Source organism: Vibrio sp. 10N.261.52.C2, from assembly GCF_041471425.1.
In the GTDB taxonomy this organism is placed as follows: Bacteria; Pseudomonadota; Gammaproteobacteria; order Enterobacterales; family Vibrionaceae; genus Vibrio; species Vibrio crassostreae_C.
In genome coordinates this window covers 96,045-112,679 of record NZ_JBFROH010000036.1, presented here as the reverse complement: position 1 = coordinate 112,679, position 16,635 = coordinate 96,045, and the positions used below count along the sequence as shown (strand labels likewise).

Below are 16,635 nucleotides of genomic sequence, written 5' to 3'. Positions count from 1 at the left end.
GTCCCCTTGAATGTGTTCATACTCACCTCCATCAGACGCAATTACCCACCAACTCTCGTTAAATTTGGAGAGAGTTCATAGTGAAGTACACGTATTGTCTAGAAATGAGATATAGCTGTACGCTCGCATAAGTCAAATGACGAATACGAAATTAAGCCGTCTTAAGACAGCGATAAATTGTTAGCGTGAGCTCAAGGTTCAGTAATGCTACTGTTTTGAAGAATTGGACATTTTTGCAGGATCGGGCAGCTATGAGGAGCTGGTCCCTTTGGAAATGCAGAGCTGATTAGCAATGTTGTAATTAGTGTGTTCAATGTTGGGTTTCCCATTAACATGACGAACTGCGCCATAAGTATCCCGTCTATCAGCTAAAGGACTAGCCAATACCTACCCTACGTAATGTCCCAATCAGCAAGAATGGTCACTACGCGTATCCCCCAGAAGCAATCGTTGCTCTTCTTGAACATTTTCATTCCGAGATTGCGCGGGAAAGTAACATAAAGTGAAATGAACGATCAATAGTTTTTAGTAATAGCTTGATAAATAGCAGCGGTGGCTAAGTAATTGCTGTAAATATCGTCACACTATCGTTTGGGAAAGAGATCCCCGGTTCATTCGTTCCTCATACCCGAGGATGACGACGTGGGGTTATAAACGTTGCTAGAGAAGCTTTTAGGTCATGGCGTCTTTCCGTCATTCCCTAGCACGAGGAACAAGTTCATAGGGAATCTCGCTTTTAAAAACTAACTTGATTGCAAAATTTGAAACAGAGATAGAAATAAATGTTGAGTGCGGATTCGAACAAGAAGAGTTCTTAAACGTAAAAGCTAAACGTCAGAAACCAAAAAGCCCGAACATTTCTGTTCGGGCTTCTTAAATTGGAGCGATACATCGGGTTCGAACCGATGACCTCAACCTTGGCAAGGTTGCGCTCTACCAACTGAGCTAGTATCGCATTTGCTTTATCGAGATAAAGACTTTAATAGATGGTGCCCCGGGCCGGACTTGAACCGGCACAGCGCGAACGCCGAGGGATTTTAAATCCCTTGTGTCTACCAATTCCACCACCAGGGCACGCAATTCTTTATTGCGATGCCGATTACTGAAAAGTAAAACACCATCTTAATGCTGACGCCAATCAACATTACAAAATTTGGAGCGATACATCGGGTTCGAACCGATGACCTCAACCTTGGCAAGGTTGCGCTCTACCAACTGAGCTAGTATCGCATTTTCATTCAAATTCTTTCTAGAAGAAAGAGAGAATGGAGGCGCCTCCCGGAGTCGAACCGAGGTCCACGGATTTGCAATCCGCTGCATAGCCACTCTGCCAAGGCGCCTTAGTAACTCCAATCGAATCGCTCATTGCCATCCTCTTGGGTACGGGATGCATTCTACGGATTCAGACGATTGAGTCAATATTATTTTTGTATTTTTAATTCGTTTGAATAGATTTCATACGAAACAGGCCAAATAGCTGACTTTATGTTCAAAACACACTGTGAGCGGGTTATTCAAATGAGATCTATATCACATTAGATATCCACTATTGATAACTTAACCTTAGGTTAAAGATCAAAAAAGCGAGCCTCAGCTCGCTTCTTCATCAATGATGTTTTTCGTCTAACAAATCGTCTTTGGCAGCCATCAAGTATTGTGCCATTGACCAATAAGTAAGAACGGTGGCGACATACAGTGCAATGTAACCTACCCACACCATCCAGTCGTCGTATCTCCAGATAAGTACCCAAAGAGCGAACATCTGAGAAACCGTTTTGACTTTACCAACCCAAGATACCGCAACACTTGCGCGTTTACCGATTTCAGCCATCCATTCACGAAGCGCTGAAATGATGATCTCACGAGCAATCATAGTCACTGCTGGAATAGTTATCCAAATCGAGTGGAAATGCTCAGTAATCAAGATAAGAGCCGTAGCAACCAGTACTTTGTCGGCTACAGGATCAATGAATGCGCCGAAACGAGAAGTTTGTCCAAGTTTACGAGCTAGCATGCCATCTAGCCAATCTGTAAAACCCGCTACCCAAAAAACCATCGCTGCAGCAAAAGGAGCCCATTGATAAGGTAGGTAAAAAACGACAACGAATACTGGGATCAAAAATAGTCTCAGTAAGGACAAAATGTTAGGTATATTCAAACGCATATTATTGGGCTCTTATTAATTGCGCTTTAATGGTGCGGGATTTTTACTATTGTTTCAATGCTTGATAAATGTTTTCTGCCAAAGAATGACTAATGCCCGGCACTTTGGCTATTTCTTCGACAGTTGCACGCTTAAGTTCTTGTAAGCCACCCATATATTTCAGCAAAGCTTGACGACGTTTAGGTCCTACCCCTTCAATTCCTTCCAAAGCACTGGTTCTGCGCGTTTTACCACGTTTCGCCCTGTGCCCTGCAATCGCATGATTATGGCTCTCATCACGAATGTGCTGGATAAGATGCAGCGCTGGTGCATCGCTAGGTAAATTAAACTCTTCACCTTCAAGGGTTACCAAAGTTTCTAAACCCGGTTTACGCGTCACGCCTTTCGCAATACCCATCATTCTTGGTCTAAACGGCCAATCACCCCAATATTGAGAAATGATCTCATGAGCGCGGTTTAGCTGACCTTTACCACCATCGATAAAGATGATGTCTGGGATCTTGTCGACATCGAGTTGCTTCGAATAACGTCTCTCAAGCGCCTGAGCCATCGCTGCATAATCATCGCCACCTGTAATGCCGGTGATGTTGTAACGACGGTACTCTGGTTTAACCGGGCCTTCTTGATTGAACACCACACACGACGAAATCGTGCTTTCACCCATGGTATGACTGATATCAAAACATTCCATGCGCTTGATAGCATCCATCGACAGCACTTCTTGGAGCTCTTTGAAGCGCTGATTAATCGTCATCTTGTGATTAATCTTGGTGGTAATAGCCGTCAATGCATTGGTATTAGACAATTTAAGGTAACGACCTCGGGTACCAGAAGGGTTGGTATTGAAGTGAATCTTACGACCCGCCACTTCACACAAGGCTGCTTGAATCGGTGTGACGTCTTCCATTAGATCGGCATTGAGAATCAAACGGGTTGGAATGGTTCTCGCTTCATTATGCGCTAAGTAATACTGGCTTAAAAAGCTCGAAAAAACCTCTTCGCGTACCGTATTGTTTGGAATCTTAGGAAAGTGGCTTCGGCTACCTAAGACTTTACCTTGGCGAATCATCAAGATATGAATACACGCTACGCCATTCTCTTGAGCAAAGCCCAACACGTCCATATCTTCCATTGAATCGTCAGATACGTATTGTTGTTCTTGCACGCGTCGAATCGCTTGGATTTGGTCACGGAAAGCGGCAGCTTGCTCAAAGCGAAGCTCACGGCTTGCTGTGTCCATTTTGTCGATGAGCGTCTCGAGGACTAGCTTATCTTTCCCTTGCAGGAATAGACGAACATAATCGATAAGTTCACTGTACTCTTCATCAGAGATGATTGAGCTGACACAAGGCGCGGCACAACGACCAATCTGATACATCAAACACGGGCGGGTTCGGTTGGCATAAACCGTATCTTCACACTGGCGGGCAGGGAAAATCTTTTGGATTAGGTGTAACGTCTCACGCACAGCGCCGGAATCAGGGTAAGGACCAAAGTATTCGCCCTTTTTCTTCTTAGCACCACGGTGCATCGACAAACGAGGATGCTTGTGACCGCTAATAAAAATATAAGGGTACGACTTATCATCACGCAAAAGTACGTTGTATTTAGGCAAGTACTGCTTGATGTAGTTGTGCTCAAGAATGAGCGCTTCTGTTTCCGTGTGCGTTACAGTGACATCGATCTTGTCAATATTACTGACTAGAGCGCGTGTTTTTTCACTGTCGACTTTTTTACGGAAATAACTGGAAAGGCGTTTTTTGAGGTTCTTAGCTTTACCGACGTAAATAACGACAGCCTCGGCGTTATACATTCGATAAACGCCGGGCTGCTCTGTTACTGTCTTGAGGAATGAGACTGAGTCAAACAAGTTGGTCACTATACGATCTCAGTGTTAAAGGGTCTCAGTGTCTAACATTCCATGTCTAATCGCTAAATGCGTCAGCTCTACATCGCCACTGATATCCAGCTTACTGAACAAGCGGTAGCGGTAACTGTTGACTGTTTTAGGACTTAGATTGAGTTGTTCTGAAATATCCGTCACTTTCTGACCTTTGGTAATCATCATCATGATTTGAAGTTCACGTTCAGATAAGTCTGCGAATGGATTTTCAGACGCAGGCGAGAATTGGCTCAAAGCCATCTGCTGCGCAATTTCTGGTGAAATGTATCGTTGGCCACTATTAACCACTCGAATTGCATTTACCATTTCGTCCGGACCTGCCCCTTTAGTAAGGTAACCAGCAGCTCCAGCTTGCATCACTTTAGTTGGAAACGGATTTTCCGTATGAACAGTTAAAACGATGATTTTAACATCAGGGTTGAAACGCAAGATCTTCTTGGTTGCTTCTAAGCCACCAATACCAGGCATATTCATATCCATCAAAATAACGTCAGTATTGTTAGTACGACACCATTTTGCAGCATCTTCACCGCTTTCAGCTTCCCCTGCTACGTTCATTCCACGGACGTCTTCAATAATACGTCGTATCCCTGTGCGAACCAGCTCGTGATCATCTACAAGGAAAACATTTATCAAACTTGTATCTCCACACTATTAATTGGCTCTGCAACCACTGTGTCGTTTCATCTGTTTGAAACAATTGAACAAAGGAACAGTGGATCGCAGCATTGAGTACATCTTAACTTAATTACTAAAAAAAAGCTCTGTTGAATATGTGCTGAAACACGAACTTTAGCAAGTACTTATTAACAAATAAGCTAACTAAAACAACAAGCTTTTTCTAAAAATCAACCAGTTAAAACAACACCCAATAAAATTACATAAGATAAAGATATTTTCAATACCATTGAATAACCATTCGCGACAATTTCACTTATTTGCTTATAGAGTCCCGTTATTCGCCTCTACTAACTAGAATTTAGTTAGTATTTTTACTGCCTGTTGTGCGCAGAGGGTCGCTAGATGGTAGTATTCGATTCCCCATTTCAATAGGTTACTACATTGGATATTCAGCAAGGCTTTGTACTCACAAGACAAGCAAGAGATTTTTCAGGGCGCACACAAATCGACTTGTGGTTAAGCACCCCTCAAGGCCCTACTCTGCTGACGATTCAAAATGAAAAACCGGTATTTTTTGTCGCTCAATCTGACGTTGAGGCATGTCAGGCAATCGCAGCGAAAGAGTCGATCGATTGCCAATTTAAGCCTCTAGAATTAGCCACATTCGAGCAAACACCTCTCGCCGCGTGTTACACCTCACTGTCGAGAAGCAGCTTTGGTTTAGCGCAAGCCTTTCACAACGAAGAAATCCAAACCTTTGAAAGCGATATTCGACTCGCCGATCGATTCTTGATGGAACGTTTTATCAAGGGAAGTATTGAGTTCACCGGATCTGCTGTGCAAAAAAATCAGCATCGTCGAGTCTCAAACGCAAAATGCCGAGCAGGTGATTACTTACCCAGTCTATCTGTGGTCTCGCTTGATATTGAGTGTTCGGAAAAAGGCGTGCTTTATTCAATTGGCCTAGACAGCCCGATGGACAGCCGAGTAATCATGGTCGGCGAAGCACAACAAGCTGAAACCAATATCCAATGGGTTGCCAACGAGAAAGCGCTACTTGAAGCCATGATAGCTTGGTTCTCTGAATTTGATCCTGACATCATCATTGGCTGGAATGTTATCGACTTCGATTTTAGGCTGCTGCACAAACGTTCAGAATGGAACGAAGTGAAGCTCAACATCGGCAGAGACAACCAACCGAGCTTTTTCCGCAGTTCTGCTCAAAATCAGCAAGGTTTTATCACGATTCCGGGGCGCGTTGTCTTGGATGGTATTGATATGCTCAAGACAGCGACCTACCACTTCCGTTCTTGGTCTCTTGAGTCGGTATCGCAAGAGCTGCTTGGGGAAGGCAAAGACATCCATAACGTTCATGACCGTATGGATGAGATAAACCGAATGTTTAAGTTCGATAAACCCTCACTCGCTAAGTACAACCTTCAAGACTGCGTACTGGTAAACAGCATCTTCGAGCACACTCACCTACTCGACTTCGCGATTGAGCGCTCTCGATTAACCGGTGTTGAGCTGGATCGCGTTGGTGGCTCTGTTGCGGCCTTTACTAACTTATATCTGCCTCAAATCCACAGAGCGGGTTATGTCGCACCGAACTTAGAGCCAGAGAATTGGATTGCGAGCCCCGGCGGTTATGTGATGGATTCAATTCCCAATCTGTACGACTCGGTTTTGGTACTCGATTTTAAGAGCCTGTATCCATCGATCATTCGCTCGTTTCTGATTGACCCTATGGGACTAATTGAAGGGTTGAAGCTTGAACTAGGCCCAGCAGAAAACCAAGCCGTTGATGGCTTTCGAGGTGGGCAATTCCACCGCTCTAAACACTTCTTGCCCGAGATGATCGAAAACCTTTGGGCTGCACGTGATGTGGCGAAGAAGAACAACGAGAAAGCGTTCTCTCAGGCGATTAAGATCATCATGAACTCATTCTATGGTGTGTTAGGTTCGTCTGGTTGTCGTTTCTTCGATACCCGGTTAGCGTCTTCAATTACCATGCGTGGACATGAGATCATGAAGCAAACCAAGGTTCTGATCGAAGACAAAGGCTATCAAGTGATTTACGGCGATACCGATTCAACCTTCGTGTCTCTGAACGGCAGTTATGATCAGCAAAAAGCAGACGAGATCGGGAACACACTGGTCGCTTACATCAACGATTGGTGGACGAATCACTTAAAAGAGACCCACAACCTAGCCTCAATACTCGAATTGGAATACGAGACTCACTATCGCAAGTTTCTAATGCCGACCATTAGAGGTTCAGAAACCGGCTCGAAGAAACGTTATGCCGGATTAATCACTCAAGGCGATAAAGAAAAGATCATATTTAAAGGGCTTGAGAGTGCACGCACCGATTGGACACCTCTCGCACAGCAATTCCAACAAACCTTGTATGAGATGGTGTTTCACGATCAAGATCCAACCGACTACGTCAGACAGTTTGTTGATGAAACCTCTGCTGGCAAACATGATGATTTATTGGTGTATCAAAAGCGCTTACGCCGCAAATTACATGAATACCAAAAGAACATTCCGCCGCAGGTTCGCGCAGCTCGTATGGCCGATGAGATCAATGCTCAGTTAGGGCGCCCTCTTCAATACCAAAATAAAGGACGCATTGAGTATTTGATTACTCTGAGTGGCCCTGAGCCCAAGGAGTATTTAAAGAGTGGTATCGATTATCAGCACTATATCGACAAGCAGATTAAACCGGTCGCAGAGGCAATACTGCCCTTCATCGGTTTAGACTTTGAAAGAGTTAGTGGGCAGCAGTTGGGTTTGTTCTAGCACTATATTCAATATGCTCTTAAAACGAAAAAAGCAGAGATATGTTCTTCAGCACACTCTGCTTTTTAGTATCAATGGATCGGTTATAAATCTCTATCCGATTCTGAACTCGGTTTTCTGATACTGCTTAATCAACCACTCACCAAAGCCATCAAGAATACCGATCACCGAACGTTTAGGGATTGGTCGACCAGAAAGTAAAATGCCCAACCTTTGGATTTCGACTTCTCGATCTGGGTGATACTTCAAGAACTGTTGGCCACATTCAACAGGATCATCGTACCAATATTTATCGCGGTACATCACCAGTGAGTAACTCGCCCGTAGAAGCTTCTTGGCAATAATCACCTGCGCAGCGACTTGTTGTTCTGGCGTTGTCGCTCTTGCGATCTTGTTGCGATACACCGCCAACCAGTTTTCCGCATCCATATTCCAGTGCTTAGCGATTTCCCAACTTGTTTCAAAATCACCATAGCAGTCTGATAAGTCTTCACCATGCACACACACGGCTAAATGCTTGAGCATAAAACCCCAAGTGAAGATATTGTCGAAATCGACTATCTCACTCACTAAGGTAGTTTTTATCGCCACTTGAGTTACCTGCGGGAAGCTCTTTTGGAAACGCCATTTGATGGTGTTCAACAAAGTGGTTCGTTGGTCAGGAAACGGTCGATGGGTCACCACAACCACATCTAGATTGGAGCGACCGAAGACGGCTTGCTTACGAGCCACACTGCCATAAATATAAATACTGTGCAGATTAGATCCTAACCCACCTTTTAGAAAGGTAATCAGATCGTTAACCACAGGTTGAAATTCAGGTTGAAAAGGCTGTGTTGGGTCAATAACGGGTAGCTGCATAGGTCGTTTCGGTAAATAAAATAATGATTTAACTATAACTCTATGATCGCCTAGGTGACTTTATGATTCAAGCTATTCCTATTTATAGCATCTCCGAGATATAATCAGCGGATAGACCCACTAAGGACAAACACAAAATGCCTAGAGCAAGTGAAATTAAAAAAGGTTTTGCTATCACAGTAGAAAGCAAAACAGTGATCGTTAAAGATATCGAAGTAACAACACCAGGCGGCCGTGGCGGCCAAAAGATTTACCGCTTCCGTGGTAACGATGTAGCAACTGGCGTTAAAACTGAAGTTCGCCACAAGGCTGACGAAATTGTTGAAACTATTGACGTAACTAAGCGTGCAGTAATGTTCTCTTACGTTGATGGCAACGAGTACATCTTCATGGACAACGAAGATTACACACAATTCATCTTCAACGGTGAGACTATCGAAGACGAACTACTGTTCATCAACGAAGAAACTCAAGGCATGTACGCGATCCTTATCGACGGCAACGCTGCAACGCTTGAGCTACCAACATCTGTTGAACTAGTTATCGAAGAGACTGATCCTTCAATCAAAGGTGCATCAGCGTCTGCTCGTACTAAGCCTGCTCGTCTTTCTACAGGTCTTACTATTCAAGTACCTGAATACATCGCGACTGGCGACAAAGTAGTAGTAAACACTGCTGAACGTAAATACATGAACCGCGCAAGCTAAGATACTTATTATGACCGAAGCTAACGACCTAATGTCTTATGACGACGCAATTGACACTGCATACGACATCTTCCTAGAGATGGCACCTGACAACCTAGAGCCTGCAGACGTGATTCTTTTCACTGCTCAGTTTGAAGATCGTGGCGCAGCAGAGCTTGTTGAAACTGGCGATGATTGGGTTGAACATGTTGGCTTTGAAGTCGACAAAGAGATCTACGCTGAAGTGCGCATTGGTCTTGTGAATGAAGCTGATGACGTTCTAGACGACGTATTTGCTCGCATGTTAATCAGCCGTGATCCAGAACATAAGTTCTGTCACATGCTGTGGAAACGCGACTAATACCGCTGTTGACGCTCATCTGCATGAGTAAACAAGTATTCATGTAAGCGAGTTAAAAGTTAGCCGAGCCCATTGCTCGGCTATTTTTATCACGCTATTTTCCATCGTGATTCATCACTTTCATCATCAACGTTAGATTCACTGATTATGACCAAAGCAAAAACAGACACACAATCAAAAGGCTATGCCTGCATTGGCCTAGTTAACCCAAAGACGCCAGAAAACGTAGGCTCAGTGATGCGAGCAGCTGGCTGCTACGGCGCCAACTCTGTGTTTTACACTGGCACACGCTACGACCATGCGCGAAAATTCCATACCGACACCAAAGAAAAGCACTTAGCCCTGCCTTTGATTGGTGTTGAAGAGCTGAAAGATATTATTCCAGTAGGCTGCGTGCCGGTTGCTGTTGATCTGATTGAAGGTGCTAAGCCTCTACCTGATTACAAGCACCCACCACGCGCGTTTTACATTTTTGGCCCAGAAGATGGCACGCTAAAGAAAGAGATCACAGATTTCTGTCGTGAGACGATTTACGTTCCGACCAACGGCTGCATGAACCTAGCAGCATCAGTGAATGTAGTGCTTTACGACCGATTAGCGAAAGGCGATAACTTCTCGAATCATAAGTAAATAGAACGAGATACGAGATGCGAAAAGATTTATAGATACGTGTAAACGAGATAAGAGATGCGAAGAGCATGCTTACTGCCGATTATGGCAGTATGTTTTCGATACTCGATTACTCGCATCCCGAATCTTTTATTTCTTCTAGACGTAAAAAAAACTGCTCAATGAGCAGGTTTTTTAGTATTCAGTGCTTTTAGCTAATGAAGCTTTACGCGCAATAAATTACGTAATTACTGACGTGTTCTTGGCTTAGCTGGTTTAGCCGGACGACCGTTGTTCAGTTTAGGCTTACTTTTGTTAGCCTGAGGTTTGCCTTTGTTTGCAGCTGGAGCGCTACGACCTGAATCAGGTGTTGTAGTACCGCGAGTTGCAGGCTTCTTACGCTTAGTTTGGTTGCTACGGCCTTTTGGTGCGTTTGCACGCTCTTCGTGACGCTTAACAGCGCGACGAATTTTTTGGCTACGAGAACGCTCACGCTTACGAGAAGTGTTTGAAGGATCAAGATCCAACAGTGTCTCTTTCTCAGGCTTAAGCTCAACAAGCTCACGCAAGTAGTTAACTTCTTGAAGATCTAGCTCTTTCCAACCGCCACGAGGCAGTTTCTTATCAAGGTAGATATCACCGTAACGTACACGTTTCAGGCGGCTTACTGTTGTTTCTTGTGATTCCCAAAGACGACGAACTTCACGGTTACGACCTTCGTTAATCGCTACATAGAAAGTATGGTTCATACCTTCACCACCAGCGTAAACCACATCTTCAAAACGAGCCATGCCGTCTTCTAGTTGTACGCCACGAGTAACGTTTTTAACTTTCTGCTCAGTCACTTCACCGAATACACGTACTAGGTACTCACGTTCAACCTGACGGCTTGGGTGCATTAGACGGTTTGCAAGCTCACCATCAGTAGTGAAAAGCAAAAGGCCTGATGTGTTTGCATCAAGACGACCAACTGAAATCCAACGAGAACCACGGATCTTAGGTAGACGATCGAAAACAGTACGGCGGCCTTCAGGATCGTGACGAGTACAAAGCTCACCTTCAGGTTTGTAGTAAGCAAGTACACGACAAACCACTTCTTCAGAAGCCTTGCCTGAAACAGTATGGCCATCGATACGGATCACTGAGTTCTCGTCTTCAAGACGCTCGCCCAGTTTCGCAACTTGACCGTTAACACTTACACGACCAGATTTGATTAAACCTTCTAGTTCACGACGAGAACCGTGACCAGCTCGCGCTAAAACCTTCTGTAATTTTTCGCTCATTTACTCTTTTCTACCTAATTGTCGTCTTCACAGACGTCGAATGAATTTTTCGCGACCAAATCGCGGTCGCGTATTATCGCAAATAACCTGCCAAAAAGCACTTGTTATTTACTGTGGCAGGTTTGCTGTATGGTTACAGACTGTTAATCAGTAAAGCGATTATTCAAACGGCGCAGGATCGCCAGCACCACGACGTAGAACCACGGCATCATCGTCACTGAAGTCAATAACCGTTGTCGGTTGCTCACCTAAGTAACCGCCATTCAAAATGACATCAACCGCATGTTCTAGGCTGTCACGAATTTCTTCTGGATCCGACTCCGTAGTCTCGTTACCCGGCAGAATCAGAGACGTCGACATTAATGGTTCACCCATCGCTTCCAAAAGGTCGAGTGCAATCTTGTTGTCTGGGACACGAATACCAATCGTTTTACGCTTGGCGTTCATCAAACGCTTTGGCACTTCTTTGGTTGCTTTAAAGATAAACGTGTAAGCACCTGGTGTATGTGCTTTCAGTAGACGGAAAGCCACGTTATCGACGCGTGCATACAGTGATAATTCAGAAAGATCACGACATAACAAGGTGAAATTGTGCTTGTCATCGATGCGACGAATTTTACAGATACGTTCAAGTGCTTGTTTGTTTTCAAGCTGACAGCCCAGCGCATAACCGGAATCTGTTGGATAAACCACAACGCCGCCATTGCGAATAATCGCAACCGCTTGAGTAATTAAGCGTGCTTGTGGGTTATCTGGGTGTACATAAAAAAACTGGCTCATTATTGATCCTCGTTATCGAATCTCTCGACTCTATCATCAGAAGGAGCTGGCTCACCTAAAGACTATTCAGATGGTGAAACCGTTTGAAACTCCCAATCTTTCCATACTTCTTCGACCCCAGAAGGTAGCCAGAGATTGCGTCCAAGTTCCATCCACGGAGATGGGTAATGGAAATCACTGCCTTGGGAGGCTAATAGTTTGTATTGTATAGCATAATCCGCGAGTGTGCGTCTTTCTTGTTGCGCTTGCTGAGGTTGAGCTACTTCCATCGCATCCCCTTTCGCTTCAACAAATGCCGCTAGCAGGCGCTTAACCCACTTGGCTGTAAGTCCATATCGCCCAGGGTGAGCGAGTACGGCTTGTCCACCAGCAGCATGAATAGCCGTGACAGCATCACTCATTGAACACCAAGTTGGCGGCACATAACCTGGGTTATTACGAGTAAGAAACTTTTTAAACACCTGCTGCATAGTTTTCGCATAGCCATTGTCGACTAGCCACTTAGCAAAGTGAGCGCGAGTGATTGGTGCATCACCCGCAATCAATTTAACTTCTTCTAACACCCCTTCACGAGTCGCTTTCTCAAGACGGTGAGCGATCATCTCAGCACGCCCAATACGGTGTTGCTTCTGTTGTTCAATGAGCGCTTTGAGTTCTGGTGACTCAGGATCAACGTTTAACCCAACAATATGGATATCTTTGTTTTGCCAAACAGTCGAAATCTCAATGCCGTTTATCAACTGAATAGGAAGGTTGTTATCCGCAATATAGCTGCGTGCTTCAGCAAGCCCATCAGTCGTGTCATGATCTGTAATCGCTAGCGCTTCGATGTTAAAGCCAAGCGCTCGGTCAATTAGCTCAGGTGGAGTAAGTCGGCCATCTGAGGCTGTTGTATGACTATGTAGATCAATTCTCATATATTCTTTTTCATTGTTTTCAATTTTTATCGTTATATTTGTGTCAACACACTTGACCCGCAAGCAGAAAACTAGTTAACTAGTACACAAATACGAAGTATCACATTTGATAGGTTCACCATGTTACAAGAATTTAACCAAAACCATAAAGATAAAGTTTTAGAACTTTCTTCAGTAGAAGCAAGTTCAGTGCTTAATTGGTGGCGCACTTGGACAAGTTCTTGGTGGGCTAACGTGTACTTCTAATTAAACAGTTTGTTTATAAAAAAGTTATCACTAAGCCCGCTTTAATAGCGGGCTTTTTAATTTGTCGAACATCTCACATTCAACTGACTAACAAATCATCGAATTGACCATATTCTAGATTGGGTGAAAGGTATCTTTATGCGACTATGTACGGCAGGAAATTTAAAGAATCATAAAGGAGGTCTTGTGAACAAGGCCATTGAAATCAAAAAGCTGGGAACCATTGAGGTCATCAATTCTTCAGTTCCTTACTCGCAAGATCCAACCAGCGTTTTTCATACTTTGTGTGAAAACAAAACTGATAGTCTTTTGTTGGAATCTGCCGAGATTGAATCTAAACAGAACCTGACAAGCCTACTCCTTATCGACTCTGCTGTTCGCATCGTATGTCGCGGACATGAAGTAACCTTTCAAGCATTGACTGAAAACGGTCAAGCGCTTATCGAACATCTCACTCAAAACGTGAAAGCAGAAATTAAATCTGACCTTACTGATAACGTTTTGACGCTGACTTTTATCGAGCCAAGCAACGAATTAGACGAAGACTCACGTTTAAGAGAAGCCTCTTCATTCGATGCTCTACGTTTAGTTCAGCACAGCTTTGAGCAAGACGCGGATAACAAACACGCATTATTCATGGCGGGCTTATTCGCTTACGACATCGTGGCAAACTTTGAGCCACTAGGTGATGCTGAAGCAACCAACAATTGTCCTGACTTTGTCTTCTATGTAGCTGAAACACTATTGCGTTTCGATCACCAAGAGAACGAAGGCCTACTTCACGCGAGCTTATTTGCTCAAGATGACAACATCAAAGCGCAATTAACTGACCGTCTAGCCGACATTCAAACTCAGTGTCAGTCCCTGAAGGCCATCACTGAAGTAACGCCGTTAGACAACGTTGAAGCTGTACCTAGCGTTTCAGATGAAGACTTCTGCCAAACGGTTCGTGATTTAAAAGAGTACGTAGTTAAAGGCGATGTATTCCAAGTGGTACCTTCACGCCGCTTCACTCTACCTTGCCCTGCCCCACTGGCGGCTTATAAAGAACTCAAACAAAGCAACCCAAGCCCTTACATGTTCTACATGCAAGACGAGCTGTTTACTCTGTTCGGTGCATCTCCAGAAAGCGCGCTGAAATACGAGACAGAAACCAACCAAATCGAGATCTACCCGATTGCTGGTACTCGTCGTCGTGGTAAGCGCCCTGACGGTCAAATCGATTTCGACCTAGACAGCCGTATCGAGCTTGAACTGCGTACCGACAAGAAAGAAAACGCCGAGCACATGATGCTAGTTGACCTAGCGCGTAACGATGTGGCACGTATTGCCGAAGCTGGCACTCGCCACGTAGCAGACTTACTGAAAGTAGACCGCTACAGCCATGTAATGCACTTGGTTTCTCGTGTTGTTGGTCAGCTCCGTGAAGACTTAGATGCTCTGCACGCTTACCAAGCTTGTATGAACATGGGCACGCTAACGGGCGCACCAAAAATCCGCGCAATGCAGCTTATTCGAGACGTAGAAAAAACGCGTCGTGGTAGCTACGGTGGTGCAGTCGGTTATCTAACTGGTGAAGGGACTCTAGATACTTGTATCGTAATTCGCTCTGCTTACGTTGAAGATGGCGTAGCACAAGTACAAGCTGGCGCTGGTGTGGTATTCGATTCAGACCCACAAGCAGAAGCCGATGAAACTCGCGGCAAGGCACAAGCGGTTATCTCAGCGATTCAAGCAGCTCATACTAAGAGCTCTGCTACAAACCAACACTCATCAAATAAGAAGGAGTCGTAATCATGGCTGATATTGTATTCATCGATAACTTCGACTCGTTCACTTACAACCTTGTAGACCAATTTCGTTCATTAGGTCACAGCGTAAAAATTTACCGTAACAACATTCCTGCAAAAGTAGTTGAAGCGGCGATCAACGAACTAGACAACCCTGTTGCACTGCTTTCACCAGGCCCTGGCGCTCCAGCAGATGCGGGCTGTATGCCAGAGCTGATTCAGCTTCTAAAAGGTAAAGTGCCAATGATTGGTATTTGCTTAGGCCACCAAGCGATTGTTGAAGCCTATGGCGGCACCGTTGCAGGCGCTGGCGAAATCATTCATGGTAAGGTGTCGATGATGGAACACCAAAACCATGCGACTTACCAAGGCTTACCTTCGCCATTGGCTATCGCTCGCTACCACTCTTTAGTGGCAACGCATGTATCTGATAGCCTAACGGTGACCGCTGAAGTCGATGATTTGGTGATGTCTGTGGTTCAAGAACAAGACAAGGTGTGTGGATTCCAATTCCACCCTGAATCAATTATGACGACCTACGGTGCAACGCTTCTAGCAAACGCTATCGAATGGGCTCTTGAGAAAAAGACGATATAGGAAACGATCATGGAACAGATTAATAAACTTTACGAACAGCAGTCTCTTACTCAAGAAGAAAGCCAACAGTTATTTGATGTGATCATCAAGGGTGAACTAGACCCAATCTTGATGGCTTCTGCGCTAACTGCACTGAAAATCAAAGGCGAAACGCCCGATGAAATTGCAGGCGCAGCAAAAGCACTACTTGCGAATGCAAACCCGTTCCCGCGCCCTGATTACGATTTCGCAGACATCGTAGGTACAGGTGGCGACGGTCACAACACCATCAATATCTCGACGACTTCTGCATTTGTTGCCGCAGCGTGTGGCTTAAAAGTCGCGAAGCACGGTAACCGCAGCGTATCGAGCAAATCAGGCTCTTCTGACCTACTGGATTCGTTCGGTATCAACCTAGCGATGACAGCTGAAGACACACGTACGGCTGTTGATGAACTTGGCGTAGCATTCCTATTTGCTCCGCAATATCACGTTGGTGTACGTCACGCGATGCCGGTTCGTCAAACAATGAAAACGCGCACTATCTTCAATATTCTTGGCCCACTGATTAACCCTGCTCGCCCTAACATCGAGCTAATGGGTGTTTACAGCAAAGAGCTGGTACGCCCTATCGCAGAAACCATGCTGCAAATGGGCATGAAGCGCGCGGCGGTTGTTCACGGTAGCGGCCTTGATGAAGTAGCGATTCACGGCGAAACCATGGTTGCTGAAATCAAAGATGGCACAATTCACGAATACACAGTGACACCAGCAGACTTTGGTTTGAACACTCACCCTCTTGAAGCAATCAAGGGCGGCGAGCCAGAAGAGAACAAAGCCATCACAACCGATATCCTGACGGGTAAAGGCACTGATGGTCAAGTTGGCGCAGTGGCAGTCAACGTTGCTCTACTGATGCGTCTGTTTGGTCACGAAGACCTAAAAGCCAACGCACAGCAAGCAATTGACGCGATGAACTCTGGCAAAGCATACGAGCTTGTACAAAAGCTTGCTGCACACGCCTAACGAACGA

At 44.9% G+C, this 16,635-nt stretch carries 15 protein-coding genes, 4 tRNA genes and 1 other annotated feature; of the genes, 8 read left to right on the top strand and 11 right to left on the bottom strand.

Features of this window, described 5'->3' with window-relative positions:
- Positions 1-879 precede the first annotated feature (879 nt).
- The 7 genes from AB4307_RS15120 to uvrY form a co-directional block, all read right to left on the bottom strand.
- A tRNA-Gly gene (locus AB4307_RS15120) sits at positions 880-955 on the bottom strand.
- A gap of 32 nt (positions 956-987) precedes the next feature.
- Positions 988-1,074, bottom strand: a tRNA-Leu gene (locus tag AB4307_RS15115).
- An 80-nt stretch (positions 1,075-1,154) separates the two neighbouring features.
- A tRNA-Gly gene (locus tag AB4307_RS15110) sits at positions 1,155-1,230 on the bottom strand.
- Positions 1,231-1,266: 36 nt separating this feature from the next.
- A tRNA-Cys gene (locus AB4307_RS15105) sits at positions 1,267-1,340 on the bottom strand.
- A gap of 266 nt (positions 1,341-1,606) precedes the next feature.
- The gene (gene pgsA, locus AB4307_RS15100; RefSeq protein WP_010438068.1) at positions 1,607-2,164 is read right to left on the bottom strand and encodes a CDP-diacylglycerol--glycerol-3-phosphate 3-phosphatidyltransferase; all 558 of its coding nucleotides are present in this window, start codon (positions 2,162-2,164) and stop codon (positions 1,607-1,609) included.
- 46 nt (positions 2,165-2,210) lie between these two features.
- Positions 2,211-4,043 (bottom strand): excinuclease ABC subunit UvrC, encoded by a 1,833-nt coding sequence (gene uvrC / locus AB4307_RS15095; RefSeq protein ID WP_137001114.1) that lies wholly within the window; start codon positions 4,041-4,043, stop codon positions 2,211-2,213.
- 15 nt (positions 4,044-4,058) lie between these two features.
- Positions 4,059-4,703 carry a UvrY/SirA/GacA family response regulator transcription factor gene (uvrY, locus tag AB4307_RS15090; RefSeq protein ID WP_004729778.1) on the bottom strand — a complete coding sequence of 215 codons (645 nt, stop codon included), beginning with the start codon at positions 4,701-4,703 and terminating at the stop codon, positions 4,059-4,061.
- Between the two features lie 426 nt (positions 4,704-5,129).
- Here uvrY and AB4307_RS15085 point away from each other — a divergent pair, with 426 nt between their 5' ends.
- The gene (locus AB4307_RS15085; RefSeq protein WP_372132294.1) at positions 5,130-7,493 is read left to right on the top strand and encodes a DNA polymerase II; all 2,364 of its coding nucleotides are present in this window, start codon (positions 5,130-5,132) and stop codon (positions 7,491-7,493) included.
- 93 nt (positions 7,494-7,586) lie between these two features.
- Here the strand turns inward: AB4307_RS15085 and AB4307_RS15080 are convergent, their stop codons facing one another.
- Positions 7,587-8,354 carry a nucleotidyltransferase family protein gene (locus AB4307_RS15080; RefSeq protein ID WP_017061494.1) on the bottom strand — a complete coding sequence of 256 codons (768 nt, stop codon included), beginning with the start codon at positions 8,352-8,354 and terminating at the stop codon, positions 7,587-7,589.
- Between the two features lie 137 nt (positions 8,355-8,491).
- On the opposite strand from AB4307_RS15080, the gene efpL reads away from it, so the two are divergent.
- The 3 genes from efpL (at position 8,492) to AB4307_RS15065 (ending at position 10,031) form a co-directional block, all read left to right on the top strand.
- A complete protein-coding gene (efpL, locus tag AB4307_RS15075) occupies positions 8,492-9,061 on the top strand; it encodes an elongation factor P-like protein EfpL (RefSeq protein ID WP_017055115.1) in 570 nt (189 codons plus the stop codon).
- Between the two features lie 10 nt (positions 9,062-9,071).
- Positions 9,072-9,401 (top strand): HI1450 family dsDNA-mimic protein, encoded by a 330-nt coding sequence (locus AB4307_RS15070; RefSeq protein WP_004741258.1) that lies wholly within the window; start codon positions 9,072-9,074, stop codon positions 9,399-9,401.
- Positions 9,402-9,548: 147 nt separating this feature from the next.
- Positions 9,549-10,031, top strand: a complete 483-nt coding sequence (locus tag AB4307_RS15065; RefSeq protein WP_017061495.1) for an RNA methyltransferase — start codon at positions 9,549-9,551, stop codon at positions 10,029-10,031.
- A gap of 227 nt (positions 10,032-10,258) precedes the next feature.
- Here the strand turns inward: AB4307_RS15065 and rluB are convergent, their stop codons facing one another.
- The 3 genes from rluB to rnm all read right to left on the bottom strand — a co-directional run bounded on the left by rluB (position 10,259) and on the right by rnm (position 12,990).
- Complete coding sequence (gene rluB / locus AB4307_RS15060; protein WP_017055112.1) at positions 10,259-11,293, bottom strand: 23S rRNA pseudouridine(2605) synthase RluB; 1,035 nt, start codon at positions 11,291-11,293, stop codon at positions 10,259-10,261.
- 159 nt (positions 11,294-11,452) lie between these two features.
- Positions 11,453-12,073 carry an L-threonylcarbamoyladenylate synthase gene (locus AB4307_RS15055; protein ID WP_009848751.1) on the bottom strand — a complete coding sequence of 207 codons (621 nt, stop codon included), beginning with the start codon at positions 12,071-12,073 and terminating at the stop codon, positions 11,453-11,455.
- 62 nt (positions 12,074-12,135) lie between these two features.
- Positions 12,136-12,990 (bottom strand): RNase RNM, encoded by an 855-nt coding sequence (gene rnm, locus AB4307_RS15050; protein WP_017061496.1) that lies wholly within the window; start codon positions 12,988-12,990, stop codon positions 12,136-12,138.
- Positions 12,991-13,110: 120 nt separating this feature from the next.
- Between rnm and trpL2 the strand changes: the two genes are divergently transcribed.
- The 4 genes from trpL2 (at position 13,111) to trpD (ending at position 16,628) form a co-directional block, all read left to right on the top strand.
- A complete protein-coding gene (gene trpL2, locus AB4307_RS15045; protein ID WP_372132291.1) occupies positions 13,111-13,236 on the top strand; it encodes a tryptophan operon leader peptide in 126 nt (41 codons plus the stop codon).
- Positions 13,183-13,297: a sequence feature (Trp leader region), on the top strand. (Overlaps the previous gene by 54 nt.)
- Before the next feature lie 125 nt (positions 13,298-13,422).
- Positions 13,423-15,030 (top strand): anthranilate synthase component 1, encoded by a 1,608-nt coding sequence (locus AB4307_RS15040; RefSeq protein WP_372129631.1) that lies wholly within the window; start codon positions 13,423-13,425, stop codon positions 15,028-15,030.
- Positions 15,031-15,032: 2 nt separating this feature from the next.
- Positions 15,033-15,623, top strand: a complete 591-nt coding sequence (locus AB4307_RS15035; RefSeq protein ID WP_010438041.1) for an aminodeoxychorismate/anthranilate synthase component II — start codon at positions 15,033-15,035, stop codon at positions 15,621-15,623.
- Between the two features lie 9 nt (positions 15,624-15,632).
- Positions 15,633-16,628, top strand: coding sequence for an anthranilate phosphoribosyltransferase (gene trpD, locus AB4307_RS15030; protein ID WP_017063543.1), 996 nt, complete (start codon positions 15,633-15,635; stop codon positions 16,626-16,628).
- Positions 16,629-16,635 lie beyond the last annotated feature (7 nt).

Excerpts from the sequence above, each read along its gene's own strand:
- pgsA (WP_010438068.1), bottom strand. The coding sequence starts at position 2,164 with ATGCGTTTGAATATACCTAACATTTTGTCCTTACTGAGACTATTTTTG.
- AB4307_RS15080 (WP_017061494.1), bottom strand. The coding sequence starts at position 8,354 with ATGCAGCTACCCGTTATTGACCCAACACAGCCTTTTCAACCTGAATTT.
- efpL (WP_017055115.1), top strand. The coding sequence starts at position 8,492 with ATGCCTAGAGCAAGTGAAATTAAAAAAGGTTTTGCTATCACAGTAGAA.
- AB4307_RS15070 (WP_004741258.1), top strand. The coding sequence starts at position 9,072 with ATGACCGAAGCTAACGACCTAATGTCTTATGACGACGCAATTGACACT.
- AB4307_RS15065 (WP_017061495.1), top strand. The coding sequence starts at position 9,549 with ATGACCAAAGCAAAAACAGACACACAATCAAAAGGCTATGCCTGCATT.
- rluB (WP_017055112.1), bottom strand. The coding sequence starts at position 11,293 with ATGAGCGAAAAATTACAGAAGGTTTTAGCGCGAGCTGGTCACGGTTCT.
- AB4307_RS15055 (WP_009848751.1), bottom strand. The coding sequence starts at position 12,073 with ATGAGCCAGTTTTTTTATGTACACCCAGATAACCCACAAGCACGCTTA.
- rnm (WP_017061496.1), bottom strand. The coding sequence starts at position 12,990 with ATGAGAATTGATCTACATAGTCATACAACAGCCTCAGATGGCCGACTT.
- trpL2 (WP_372132291.1), top strand. The coding sequence starts at position 13,111 with ATGTTACAAGAATTTAACCAAAACCATAAAGATAAAGTTTTAGAACTT.
- AB4307_RS15035 (WP_010438041.1), top strand. The coding sequence starts at position 15,033 with ATGGCTGATATTGTATTCATCGATAACTTCGACTCGTTCACTTACAAC.
- trpD (WP_017063543.1), top strand. The coding sequence starts at position 15,633 with ATGGAACAGATTAATAAACTTTACGAACAGCAGTCTCTTACTCAAGAA.